The organism is Bradyrhizobium xenonodulans (assembly GCF_027594865.1).
Lineage (GTDB): Bacteria > Pseudomonadota > Alphaproteobacteria > Rhizobiales > Xanthobacteraceae > Bradyrhizobium > Bradyrhizobium xenonodulans.
Window position 1 is genome coordinate 2,260,948 of record NZ_CP089391.1, and the last position, 12,526, is coordinate 2,273,473.

The window sequence follows — 12,526 nt, forward strand, 5'->3', positions numbered from 1 at the left end:
GTCCGGCCTTCTTGCTAGGTTCGACGGAATGAGTATCTCCCTCCACCCCGACACCCCGCAAGCGAGGACGCTGCCGAGCGCGGCTGCGGATGTCGTCGTGCCCGGCCACGCGGCGGGGCGCGGGATCAGGACCCGGCTGTTCACCAAATATGTCGCGCTGTTCGTGGCCGTCGTCGCCATCGCGCTGCTGGCCAACGGGCTGTTCGAGGTCTTCTTCTATTATCGCGAGCACAAGGCCGCGCTGATCCGGGTCCAGCACGAGCAGGCCGAGGCGGCAGCAGCCAAGATCGGCCAGTTCGTCAAGGAGATCGAGAACCAGCTCGGCTGGACCACGCAGCTGCCCTGGTCGGCGGGCGCGATCGAGCAGCGCCGGTTCGACGCGCAGCGGCTGCTGCGCCAGGTGCCGGCGATCACCGAGCTCGCCCAGGTCGATGCGACCGGCAAGGAGCGCCTGCGGGTGTCGCGGCTCGCCATGGACGCGATCGACAGCGGGATCGACCTGTCGGGCGATCCAAAGTTCACCGAGGCGGTCGCACACAAGGTCTATTACGGGCCGGTCTATTTCCGCAGGGAGTCCGAGCCCTACATGACGCTGGCGCAAGCCGGCGCGCGCAAGGACGCCGGTGTCAGCATCGCGGAGGTCAATCTGAAGCTGATCTGGGACGTCGTGTCCCAGATCAAGGTGGGTGAGCGCGGGCACGCCTATGTGGTCGGTCCGGAGGGGCGCCTGATCGCGCACCCCGATATCAGCCTGGTCCTGCGCAACACCGACATGTCTGCTCTCGCGCAGGTGCGCTCGGCACAGGCCGCGGGTGGCACCCTCTCAGGCGCGCTCCCCGAAGCGCGCAACATCCAGGGGCAGAAGGTGCTGACCGCGTCGGCCCCGATCGAGCCGCTGCACTGGACCATGTTCGTCGAGCTGCCGGTCGAGGAGGCCTATGCCGCGCTCTATGCCTCGTTGCAGCGGCTTGCGATCGTGCTGCTGGCGGCATCGATCTTCGCGGTGCTCGCGGGGGTTTTCCTGGCCCGCCGCATGGTCGGGCCGATCCAGGCACTGCGCAGCGGCGCCGAGCGCATCGGCGGCGGCGATTTCTCGCAGCGCATCTCGATCAAGACGGGAGACGAGCTCGAAGGCCTCGCCGACCAGTTCAACGACATGGGCGCGCGCCTGCAGGAATCCTATGCCGACCTCGAGAACAAGGTCGAGCTGCGGACCGCAGAGCTCCGGCAATCCCTGAACGATCTGCACGCCGCGCAGGATCGCCTGATCCAGACCGAGAAGCTTGCTTCCCTCGGCCAGCTCACCGCCGGCATCGCCCACGAGATCAAGAACCCGCTCAATTTCGTCAATAATTTCTCGGCGGTGTCGACGGAGCTGATCGACGAGCTCAACGAGGCGCTGCAATCGGCCGCGCTCGACGGCAAGACCAGGGAAGAGGTCGACGAGCTGACGTGCATGCTCAAGAGCAATCTCGAGAAGGTGGTGCAGCACGGCAAACGCGCCGATTCGATCGTCAGGAACATGCTGCTGCATTCGCGCGAGGGCTCCGGCGAGCACCGCCCCAGCGACATCAACGCGGTCGTCGAGGAGAGCCTCAATCTCGCCTATCACGGCGCACGCGCCGAAAGGCCTGCCTTCAACGTCACGCTCGAACGCGACTTCGACCCGGCCGCCGGCATGGCCGATATCTATCCGCAGGAGATCGCGCGCGTTCTGCTCAACCTGATCTCGAACGGCTTCTATGCCGCCGCCAAGCGCAAGGAGAGCGCCATCGGCGGGTTCGAACCCATCCTGAGCGCGACAACCAAAGATCTCGGTGGCAGGGTCGAGATCCGGATCCGCGACAACGGCACGGGAATTCCAGATGAGGTGAAGGAGAAGATGTTCAATCCCTTCTTCACCACCAAGCCGGCCGGGGAGGGCACCGGGCTCGGCCTGTCCATGAGCCATGACATCGTCGTGAAGCAGCACGGCGGCACGATCGACGTGAACACCACACAGGGTGTATTCACCGATTTCATCATCACCTTGCCGCGCTCGATGGCGGCGGGCGGCACTCCCGGAGGCAAGAGTTGAACGTTTACATCCTGGTCGTCGATGACGAGCCCGACGTCGAGGCGCTGTTCCGACAGCAGTTCCGGCGTGACCTTCGCGCTGGCCGCTTCCAGATGGAATTCGCGCCGTCCGCGGCCGACGCACTGAAGCTCGCCGCTGAAGTGCGCGATCCCTCGTTGATCCTGATCCTCTCCGACATCAACATGCCCGGCATGAGCGGGCTCGACATGCTGCCCAAGGTGCGCGCCGAGCATCCGGACGTTCCCGTGATCATGATCACGGCCTATGGCGATGCCGAGACGCGCCGCAAGGCGATCGAGCGCGGCGCCATCGGGCTCCTCACCAAGCCAATCGATTTTGCGCTGCTGCGGAAGCAGATCGACACGAGGCTCGAGCAAGCCGCATGACTTCGACCATCCTCTTCGTCGACGACGAGCCTGATCTCGAGGCGCTGATCCTGCAAAAGTTCCGCAGGCAGATTCGCAACGGGGATGTCGCCATCATATTCGCGCGCGATGGGCTCGAGGCGCTGCAGTCGCTCGAGCTGAACCCTCATGTCGATATGGTGGTGTCCGACATCAACATGCCGCGGATGGACGGGTTGTCGCTGCTGGCAAAGCTTCAGGAGGCCGAAGACAAGAAGTCGACCATCATCGTCTCGGCCTATGGCGACATGAGCAACATCCGCACCGCCATGAACCGCGGCGCCTTCGACTTCCTGACCAAGCCGATCGACTTCGCCGATCTGGAAGCCACGATCGAGAAGACCATTCGCCATATCGAGATGCTGCGCGAGGTCAGGCGCCGGCAGCTCGAGGCCGAGCGCGCCCATGCCGCGCTGTCGCGTCATTTCTCGCCTCAGCTTGCCAAGCGTCTGGCGGCGGGCGGCGAGGGTGAGGGGATCGAGGTGCAATGGCGCGATGTCGCGACCATCTTCACCGACATCACCGGCTTCACGTCGCTGGTCGAGAGTGCGCCGCCAGAGACGCTGGGCGAGCTGCTCAACGAATATGTCGGCGGGATGACCGAGGTCGTCTTCGCGCATGAGGGGACGGTCGCAAAAATCATCGGCGATGCGATCCAGGTGCTGTTCAACGCGCCCGGCGATCAGCCGGATTATGCGACGCGTGCGGTCGCCTGCGCGCATGATCTCGATGCCTGGGCGCAGGATTTTTGCGCGCGCCAGAGCGCCAGGGGTGTGAATTTCGGTGTCACTCGCATCGGCATTCACGCCGGGCCGGCGCTGGTCGGCAATTTCGGCGGCAACCGCTTCTTCGACTACACCGCGTATGGCGACTCCATCAACATCGCGGCGCGGCTGGAAGCCGCCAACAAGCATCTGGGAACGCGCATTTGCGTCAGTGCCAGTGTTGCAAAGGCGGCCGAGAATTTTCAAGGCCGCCCAGTGGGCGAGCTGATGCTGCGCGGACGCAGCGAACCACTGCCTGCCTTCGAGCCGTTGCGGCAAGAAAGATTTGAAGCGCCGGAAACGGCGCTCTATTCCGAGGCGTATGCCAAGATGGAGGCCGGTGATGCCACCGCCATGCCGGCTTTTGCCGCGCTGATCGGCATGCACGCCGATGACTCGTTGGCTGGCTTTCACCTGAAGCGTCTGCTCAACGGCGCCAAGGGTATCCGTATGCAACTGGAATAGGGGTTTGATATGGTCAGTGACTTCTCTGCCGGCAATTATCGTTTCATTCCGTCCGTGTTTCAGTATTCGGCCGGCGCGGCCGCGAATGACGGCTATGAGGTCGAGCGCGTCCGGTTCGACCGCCTGGTGCCGCTCGCGGAAGGGTTTGCGCTGGCGGCGAAGTATATCCAGGAAGCAGGCCGGCCATTGACGGCGTTCTGCGCCTGCGAGCTGCGCTCGCCGGCGGCCTTCAGCGAAGAAGGCTTTCGCGCGTTCAACCTGCATTATGTGAAGACGCTGTCCGAATGGGGCATCTTCGACGGCACCACCAATCCGGTCGCGCGCAGCAATGTCTGTCCCGAGATCGATCCGCCGTCGGAGCCATCGTTCTATGCGTTCTCGTTCACGCGGCCGACGACGTCGAAGGCGCCGAGCTTCGTGATCGCCGGTGGCGCCGAGGCGCGTGAAGGTGGCGGGACCTATGTCGAGCGCACCGTGCGCTACCGCGATCTCAGCCCGGAAGGTCTGCGCGAGAAGGTGCGTTTCACCACGACGTCCCAGATGGAAAGCCGGATGACGGCGTTCGGCTTCGGCTGGAAGGACACGACCGGCGTGCAGGCCTATTCCGTGCACGATTTCCACCACGCGCTGGTCGATGAATTGGTCCGTCGCGGCGCGCTGCGCTCCGGCCTGACCTGGCACTTTGCCAGGCCGCCGGTGGTCGATCTCGAATATGAGATGGACTGCCGCCGCGTGATGCGCGAGACGGTGATTTGACGCCCATCGACGGTCGTTCTTCACCTCTCCCGTAGGAGAGGTGAAGGGAGCGGCCCTGAACTGATCTCAACGCTGGCGCGGGTCGAGCGCGTCGCGCAGGCCGTCGCCGAGCAGGTTCAGCGACAGCACCACGAGGAAGATCGCAAGGCCCGGCCAGATCGCCATCCACGGCGCCTGGGTCAGGAAGCGTTGTGCCGCGTTGAGCATGCTGCCCCAGGACGGCGCCGGAGGCTGTTGGCCGAGGCCGAGGAAGGACAGCGCAGCTTCCGCGATGATGGCCGCCGCGATCGACAGCGTCGCCTGCACCAGCAGCGCCGGCAAAATGTTCGGCAGGATATGCGAGAACGCGATCCGCCATGGCGGATTGCCGAGCGCGCGCGCCGCCCCGACATAGTCTTCGGCCTTGACGTTCAGCACCTGCCCGCGCGTTAGCCGAATGAAGATCGGCGTTGCGGAGATGCCGATCGCGATCATGGCGTTGCCGAGACTCGGGCCCAGGAACGCCGCGAGCGCGATCGCCAGGATCAGGAACGGGCAGGCCAGCATCGCATCGGTGATCCGGCTGATCAGCGCATCGGTGAAGCCGCCGCGATAGCCGGCGAGCAGGCCAAGGGGCACCCCGATGCCGAGCGCGATCGCAACCGAGATCAGTCCGGCCAGCAGCGAGGCGCGCGCGCCATAAACGACGCGGCTCAGAATATCGCGGCCAAGCTCGTCGGTGCCGAACCAGTGTGCGGCGGTGGGCGGCTTGCGCACCAGGCTCCAGCTCGTGGCGATGGGATCATAGGGCACGATCAGAGGCGCCAGCAACGCGAGCAGGATGAAGATCGTGAGGATTACAAGGCCCGCGACCGCCGCCTTGCGCTTGAACAGGCGGCGCCGCGCCCGGCGCGCCGGGCTGTCCAGCTCGCCGGCGTCGGAGACAGGATTGGCCGCGAGCACGGCGTCGGTCATCGCCTAGCCCCTCAGCCTGGGATTGACGAGGATGTAGGCGATGTCGGCGATCAGGTTGAGCGTGATGTAGATCGTCGCCGTCACCAGCACCACGCCCTGCACGACGGCGTAGTCGCGATTGAACACGGCATCGACGATCAGCTTGCCGAAGCCGGGGATGGAGAAGATCTGCTCGGTCAGCACGGCACCCGACAGCAACGTCCCGAGCTCGAGCGCGCCCAGCGTGATGATCGGCGTCAGCGCGTTGCGCATGGCGTGCTTGAGGATCACCGAGCGCTCGGAGAGACCCTTGGCGCGCGCGGTGCGGACATAATCGCTCTCCAGCACCTGCAGCATGGCGCTGCGGGTATGCCGCATCAGGACCGCGGCAATGGCGTTGCCGAGCACAAAGGCCGGCATGATGGTGACAGCGAGGCTCGCGCGCCAGTTCTCGGTGAGCGGCACATAGCCCGAGGCCGGCAGCCAGCCGAGCTCGATCGAGAACAGGAAGATCAGCATGATGCCGAGCCAGAAGTTCGGCGTCGAAATGCCCCACAGCGCGAACAGATTGGCACCATAGTCCCAGGCCGTGCCCTTCTTGACGGCTGCGACGATGCCGGCGGGAATGCCGATCAGGAACGCGATGACGATCGCCATCGAGCCGAGCTGCAGCGTCACCGGCAGCTTCTGCGCGATCAGCTCGCGGACCGGCATCTTGTTGCGCAGGGACTCGCCGAAATCGCCCGAAAGCACGCCCTTGATCCAGTAGGCGTACTGCACGGGGACGGGCTGATCGAGCCGGTACTGGTGCCGGATCTGTTCGATCACGGCCGGATCGCGCTCTTCGCCCGCCATCACCAGCGCAGGATCGCCCGGCAGCAATTGCTGCAGCGAGAAAATCAATACCGAGACGAAGAAGAGTGTCGGCACGATCTGCGCAAGGCGGCGGGCGAGGAAGTTCAGCATCCTGTCAGCGTCACTTCAGCTTGAGGCCGATGACGCGCACGAGGCCGTCGGGCATCTGCTTGTAGCCTTCGAGCTTCGTCGTATGCGCGATGATGATGCGGCGATGATAGAGGTACAGGAGCGGTTCTTCGTCCTGGACCAGCTTGGCCAGGGCTTCATAGCTGGCCTTGCGCTTGACGGGATCGGTGACGAGACGCGCGTCTTCCAGCGCCTTGTCGGCCTGCGGATTATTCCATGCGCCGTAGTTCTGCGGCGCGCCGTTGTGCAGGAAGACGAAGGTGTTGCCATCGGGATCGACGCGGCCGCTCCAGGCGAGCATGAAGGCCTGGTAGTCGCCGGCTTCGGCCTGCTTGAGCCCGGTCGCAAATTCGGTGACGCGGAGCTTCATGTCGAATCCGGCTTCGGCCGCCATCGACTGGATCACCTGCGCCGGCGTCTCGGTCTCCGCGCCCTTCGGTACCAGGAAATCGACGCTGACCGGCGGCGTCACGCCGGCCTCCTTCAGCAGCGCCTTGGCCTTCTCGACGTTGCGGGGGCGGATAGGAAGGGATTTCTGATAGTAGGGGTGATCAGGATTGACCCACTGATTGCCGGGCTGGAACTCGCCGTTGAACACGACCTGGTTGATCGCCTCGCGGTCGATCGCAAGGTCGAGCGCCTGCCGCACCTTGGCGGATTGGCTGAGCGGCCCCTTGGCCTTGTCCTTGCCGATGTTGAGCGTGACGCCCTGATAGCCGAGCTCGATTGCGGTCGCGACTTTCAGCCGCGAATCCGCGCGCACCTCTTTAAGGTCGGTAGCGAGCACGCGCTCGATCAGATCGAGGCCGCCGGATTTCAGGTTCGCCAATCGCACGGTGGCGTCGACGATCGGCTGGAACACGATCTTGTCGATGAAGACGTTGTCCTTGTTCCAGTAGTCGGCGAATTTCTCGAATACGATGCGGTCCTGCTGCACGCGCTCGACGAACTTGTACGGACCGGCGCAGACCGGACGCAGGCCGAACTTGTCTCCGGCTTCCTTGGCTGCCTTCGGCGACATCATCATGCCGGCGCGATCGGTGAGCTGGGCGAGCAGCGGCGAGAACGGCGATTTCAGCACCAGCTTGACGGTGAGGGGATCGACGATTTCGATGTGGTCGACCGAGGCGAGCTCGGGCTTGCGGAATGAGCCGGGGAACGTCAGATGACGCTCCAGCGAGAATTTGGCGGCGTCCGCATCGAACGGTTCGCCGTCGTGGAATTTCACGCCGGGCCGCAGCTTGATGACGAGCGCCTTGCCGTCGTCGGCCGTCTCGCTGGACAGCGCGAGCTGCGGCACGATGTTGAGCTTCTCGTCGATGTCGAACAGCTTGTCGCAGAACGCGGAGAACACGATGCGGCCGACATAGGTGCGCGCCATGGTCGGATCGAGGATGTCGGGGTCCTCGGCAAGGCCGATGCGCAGCGTGGACTGGGCCTGCGCGGCGCCAAGCGACAGCAGGAAAGCGGTGGCCGTTGCGGCCAGGCGAAACATCTTCATCGGACAGTCCCCATTGCTGTGGCTTACGTCGTTGTAGGCCTTGCGCTCTGTATACCAACCCCGGCGGGCCCAGCGCCTTCCGTCTTTCGGCTGAAGGCGGCGACCAATTTTGCCAGTGCCGGGGAAAATCCGGCCGCTGCCGGCAGGATGGCGTCGGCGGATGGCAGCTCGCTGACGCGGTGACAGGCGGCGGCGTGGCCGGTGGCGTCGGCCACAAGCTCCGGCGCCTCGCTGCGGCAGCGCTCGATCACAAACGGGCAGCGGGTGTGGAAGCGACAGCCGGCCGGTGGATTGAGCGCGCTCGGAATTTCGCCTTGCAGCACGACCTTCGCTCGCTTGGCGAGAGGTTGCGGCAGGGGGATCGCGGACAACAGCGCGCGGCTATAGGGGTGGCGTGGCCGGGCGAACAGTGCGTCCGCATCGGCCGTCTCGACGATCTGGCCGAGATTCATAACGGCGACGCGGTCGGCGATGTGCTTGACCACCGCGAGGTCGTGCGAGACGAAGATGTAGGCGAGGCCGAGGCGGTCCTGGAGCTCGCGCAGGAGATTGAGGATCTGCGAACGGATCGAAACGTCAAGCGCCGAGACCGGTTCGTCGCAGATGATCAGTTTCGGTTCGACCGCGAGCGCACGGGCAATCGCAATGCGCTGGCGCTGGCCGCCGGAGAATTCGTGTGGGTAACGCCGCGCCAGCCGCGGCTCCAGCCCGACCAGCCGCAAGATCTCTGCGACGCGCTCGCGCCGCTGCGCCGGCGGCACAAGATTATGCAGCGCCAGCGGCTCGGTCAGGATCTGGCCGACGGTCATGCGCGGATTGAGCGAGGCGTAGGGGTCCTGGAAGATGATCTGCGCCTCGCGGCGGAATTTTCGGAGCGCCTCGGGATCGAGCGAGAGCAGATCGCGGCCGTCGAAACGTACCGTGCCCGCATCGGGCTCGATCAGCCGCAGCACCAGGCGGCTGACGGTGGATTTGCCGCAGCCGGATTCGCCGACCAGGGCCAGCGTCTTGCCGGCTTCGAGCGTGAAGGATACGCCATCGACCGCTTTGACATGCGCCAGCGCCCGGCCGAACAGCGAGCGCTGGGCGACGAAATGCTTGACCAGCCCTTTGACCTCGAGCAGTGCCATCACGACACCAACAGTTCGAGCGGCGCGCGGATGCAGCGCGAAAGGTGGCCGGCGCTGATCTCGACGAGCGGCGGCGGCGCTTTGGTGCAGGCGTCCAGCACGAAGGGACAGCGCGCGGCGAAGCGGCAGCCGGCGGGGGGCTGCGCCATGTTTGGCACCATGCCTTCGATCGTCGCGAGCTGCTCGGCGCGATGGTCGAGCCGCGGGATCGAGCCAAGCAGGCCGACCGTGTAGGGATGTTGTGGTGCGGAGAACAGCTCATCGACCGGTGCCCGCTCGACGATCTCGCCGGCATACATCACCGCGACCTCGTCGCACACTTCGGCGACGACGCCGAGATCGTGGGTGATCAGGATGATGGCCGCGCCGCTCGCCGCCTTCAATTCGCGCATCAGCTCCAGGATCTGCGCCTGCAAGGTGACGTCGAGCGCGGTGGTCGGCTCGTCCGCGATCAGCAGGCGCGGATCGCAGGCCAGCGCCATCGCGATCATCACGCGCTGGCGCATGCCGCCGGAGAGCTTGTGCGGATATTCGTCGATCCGCCGCTCGGGCGAAGGGATGTGGACGCGGCGGAGCAGCTCGACCGCCCGCTGGCGTGCGCTCTTCCGCGAGCCGCCACGGTGACGCAAAATCGTCTCGATGATCTGGTCGCCGATCGTAAAACTCGGGTTGAGCGAGGTCATCGGCTCCTGAAAAATCATCGCCAGCCGGTTGCCGCGCAGGTCCCGCAGGGTCTGGTCCGGGGTTTGCAACAGGTCGAGGCCGTCGAAGCGGATCGCGCCGGATATCTCCGCGCTCTGTTTCGGTAGCAGGCCCATGATCGCCAGCGACGTTACGCTCTTGCCGCAGCCGGATTCGCCGACGAGGCCGAGCGTCGCGCCGTTGGCGACGCTGAGATCGACGCTGTCGACCGCGTGGGTGATGCGGCCGTCGTCGCCGTGGAAGCGGATGCGCAGGTCCGTGATCTCGATGAGCGGGCTCGCGCTCATGATGACCTTGCACGCGCCGCGGCGATGCTGGCGTCGATGACGCTGCGATCGGTGTTGCCGGCCGGATTTTGCCGCGTCGGCATCGAGTTGCGAAAATGCACCCAGAGCTCCTGGCTGACGCGCTCGAGCCGTTCGAGCTCGCCGAGCGGATCGGGATGATCGTCGGCGCGGATGTCCAGCGCCGGCCATTCCTCCTCGCCGTGGATCAGCAGCGCGGCCGACTGCTTGCCGCGCTTGTCGCCGCCGGCGGCCTCGCCCGCCCGCATGGCCGCGAGCAGGCGGCGCGGGAAGGGCAGGCTGTCATTGGCGATATAGGTCTTCGCGGTCTCGTCGAGCACGTCGGCACCGGCCAGCATATTGCCGGCAATGGAGAAGCCGCTGCCTGCGATATGCCCGCACCAGTCGACGCAATCGCGCCCGGTGTGCGCGGCGATTTCGCCGCTGGCATCCATGATGTGGATCTGCCGGCTCTCGCGGCCGTCATCGCTCGCGAGCAGGGCGGCGAGCACGTCATGCGCGTTCAGGCCCTGACGCAACAGTTTGAGGCCGTCGATGCCGTAATAGGGATTGACGAAGGCCTGTGTCGCAATGGCGCCGAGGCCTGCGGCGATGTACGGCACCCGCGCGCCGACGGCGAAAAAACGGGTCGCGACCGCGATGCCGAACTGGCCGGTGGCAGGATCTCGCGCGATGATCGACCAGGTCATGTGCTGCCTTCAGCGTCCTGCGGCGTAGCCCTGCATGCCGCGCGGATTGGCGGCGGCGCGCCGGCGCACACCGACGCGCGAGGCGGCGGTAAGGCGGCCTTCCGACCAGTCGGGGCCGACCTCGACGATGTGCCCGCGCTCGCGGAGATTCTCGATCGTCGCCTTCGGCACGCGGTTCTCGACCACGAGCACGCCGGGGCGCGCGGTGCGCGGCCAGAACGAGATCGGGAAGTGCTCGGAGTGCCAGGCCGGCGCGTCGATCGCCTCCTGGAGATTGAGATTGCAATGGACGTGGCGCAGGAAGAATTGCGTGATCCACTGGTCCTGCTGATCGCCGCCGGGCGAGCCCCAGGCGAGATACGGCTCGCCGTCGCGCAGCGCCATGGTCGGCGACAGCGTCGTGCGTGGGCGCTTGCCCGGCGCGAGCGAGCTCGGTTGGTTCTCCTCCAAATCGAACATTTGTGCGCGGCTGCCGAGGCAGAAACCCAGTTCGGGAATGACAGGCGAGGATTGCAGCCAGCCTCCCGACGGCGTCGAGGACACCATGTTGCCGGCCTTGTCGATGATGTCGAAATGCACGGTGTCGCCGCGCACCTCGCCGAAGCGCCCCACGGTTGGTTCGCCGGCGCCGAGCGCGCCGACGGCCTCGCGTTGGCCTTCAGCGCGGCGCAGCTTGACCACGCCGCCAAAGCCCTCGACCGCGCCGGGCCGGAGATCGAGCGAAGCTTTCTCGGTCACCAGCTTACGACGTTCGTCGTTATAGGCGTCCGACAGCAGCGTCGCGATCGGGATCTCGCTGAATTTGGGGTCGCCATAGAATTTTTCGCGATCGGCGAAGGCGAGTTTGGCGCATTCAATCTGGAGATGGATGAATTCCGGTCCGGTCGGATCGAGCCCGTCGAGCGCAAAGCCCTTCAACAGCGCGAGCTGCTGCAGCGTCACCGGACCCTGGCTCCAGACGCCGGCCTTGCAGACGGTGTAGCGGCCATAGTCGTAGGTGAGGGGCGCCTCGACCGTCGGCTGCCAGCGCGCCATGTCGTCGGCGGAGAGCACGCCGCGATGTGGCGAACCGCTGACGTCCATCACTTCCTGGGTCCGGCAGAACTTGTCGATGGCTTCGGCGACGAAACCCTGCGACCAGGACTTTCGCGCGCGCTCGATCTCGGCGTCGCGGCCACCGCCACCGCTCTCGGCCTCGTTCAAGATCCGGGTGTAAGTTGCCGCCAGCGTCTTGTTGGTGAAGAGCGTGCCTGGCCGCGGCACTTCACCATTGGGCAGGTAAACCGCGGCAGATGTCGGCCAGTGCTTGCGGAACAATTGCTCGACGGTCTGGATCGTGGCGCAGGCGCGCTCGACCAGCGGGTAGCCGTCGCGCGCATAGGAGATCGCGGGCTCCAGCACGTCGCGCACGCGCATCGTGCCGTAGTCGCGTAGCAGCATCATCCAGGATTCGAAGGTGCCGGGAACGCAGGCTGCGAGCAGGCCGGTGCCGGGCACCATATCGAGGCCTTCGCTCTTGTAATGGGCGATGGTGGCGCGCGCCGGCGCCGGGCCCTGGCCGCAGATCACCTCGGTGCGGTCGCGCTTCACGTCATGGACGATGACGGGAACGTCGCCGCCGGGGCCGTTCAGATGCGGCTCGACCACCTGGAGCGTGAACGCAGTGGCGACGCCGGCGTCGAAGGCGTTGCCGCCCTTCTCCAGGATGGCCATGCCGACGGCGGTCGCGATCCAGTGCGTGGTGGCGACGACGCCGAACGTGCCCTCGATCTCGGGGCGCGTCGTGAACGGGTCGGGATTGACGTTGCTGGCCATG

The 12,526-nt window shown here is 65.7% G+C and carries 11 protein-coding genes; 4 read left to right on the top strand and 7 right to left on the bottom strand.

Going from position 1 to position 12,526, the window contains the following annotated elements:
• Positions 1-28: 28 nt before the first annotated feature.
• Genes I3J27_RS10640 through cnbZ form a run of 4 tightly spaced genes read left to right on the top strand, consistent with a single transcriptional unit; the run spans position 29 to position 4,466 of the window.
• Positions 29-2,077, top strand: a complete 2,049-nt coding sequence (locus I3J27_RS10640; protein ID WP_270168466.1) for a sensor histidine kinase — start codon at positions 29-31, stop codon at positions 2,075-2,077.
• Positions 2,074-2,463: a response regulator gene (locus tag I3J27_RS10645; RefSeq protein WP_270168468.1), complete on the top strand. Its 390-nt coding sequence runs from the start codon at positions 2,074-2,076 to the stop codon at positions 2,461-2,463. The genes I3J27_RS10640 and I3J27_RS10645 overlap by 4 nt, the downstream gene beginning before the upstream one ends.
• Entirely contained in the window at positions 2,460-3,710 is a 1,251-nt protein-coding gene (locus I3J27_RS10650; RefSeq protein ID WP_270168470.1) for an adenylate/guanylate cyclase domain-containing protein, read from the top strand. The genes I3J27_RS10645 and I3J27_RS10650 overlap by 4 nt, the downstream gene beginning before the upstream one ends.
• A 9-nt stretch (positions 3,711-3,719) precedes the next feature.
• Positions 3,720-4,466 carry a 2-amino-5-chloromuconate deaminase CnbZ gene (gene cnbZ / locus I3J27_RS10655; protein ID WP_270168472.1) on the top strand — a complete coding sequence of 249 codons (747 nt, stop codon included), beginning with the start codon at positions 3,720-3,722 and terminating at the stop codon, positions 4,464-4,466.
• 66 nt (positions 4,467-4,532) lie between these two features.
• Here the strand turns inward: cnbZ and I3J27_RS10660 are convergent, their stop codons facing one another.
• The 7 genes from I3J27_RS10660 to I3J27_RS10690 are packed head-to-tail and all read right to left on the bottom strand — an operon-like array spanning position 4,533 to position 12,525.
• Positions 4,533-5,420 carry an ABC transporter permease gene (locus tag I3J27_RS10660; RefSeq protein ID WP_270168474.1) on the bottom strand — a complete coding sequence of 296 codons (888 nt, stop codon included), beginning with the start codon at positions 5,418-5,420 and terminating at the stop codon, positions 4,533-4,535.
• 3 nt (positions 5,421-5,423) lie between these two features.
• Positions 5,424-6,365: an ABC transporter permease gene (locus I3J27_RS10665; RefSeq protein ID WP_270168476.1), complete on the bottom strand. Its 942-nt coding sequence runs from the start codon at positions 6,363-6,365 to the stop codon at positions 5,424-5,426.
• A gap of 10 nt (positions 6,366-6,375) precedes the next feature.
• Positions 6,376-7,884, bottom strand: a complete 1,509-nt coding sequence (locus tag I3J27_RS10670) for an ABC transporter substrate-binding protein (RefSeq protein ID WP_270168478.1) — start codon at positions 7,882-7,884, stop codon at positions 6,376-6,378.
• 23 nt (positions 7,885-7,907) lie between these two features.
• Positions 7,908-9,014, bottom strand: a complete 1,107-nt coding sequence (locus I3J27_RS10675; protein ID WP_270168480.1) for an ABC transporter ATP-binding protein — start codon at positions 9,012-9,014, stop codon at positions 7,908-7,910.
• Positions 9,014-10,003 carry an ABC transporter ATP-binding protein gene (locus I3J27_RS10680; protein ID WP_270168482.1) on the bottom strand — a complete coding sequence of 330 codons (990 nt, stop codon included), beginning with the start codon at positions 10,001-10,003 and terminating at the stop codon, positions 9,014-9,016. The genes I3J27_RS10675 and I3J27_RS10680 overlap by 1 nt, the downstream gene beginning before the upstream one ends.
• Positions 10,000-10,710, bottom strand: a complete 711-nt coding sequence (locus tag I3J27_RS10685) for a DUF1028 domain-containing protein (RefSeq protein ID WP_270168484.1) — start codon at positions 10,708-10,710, stop codon at positions 10,000-10,002. The genes I3J27_RS10680 and I3J27_RS10685 overlap by 4 nt, the downstream gene beginning before the upstream one ends.
• A 9-nt stretch (positions 10,711-10,719) precedes the next feature.
• Positions 10,720-12,525, bottom strand: coding sequence for a gamma-glutamyltransferase family protein (locus I3J27_RS10690; RefSeq protein ID WP_270168486.1), 1,806 nt, complete (start codon positions 12,523-12,525; stop codon positions 10,720-10,722).
• Position 12,526 lies beyond the last annotated feature (1 nt).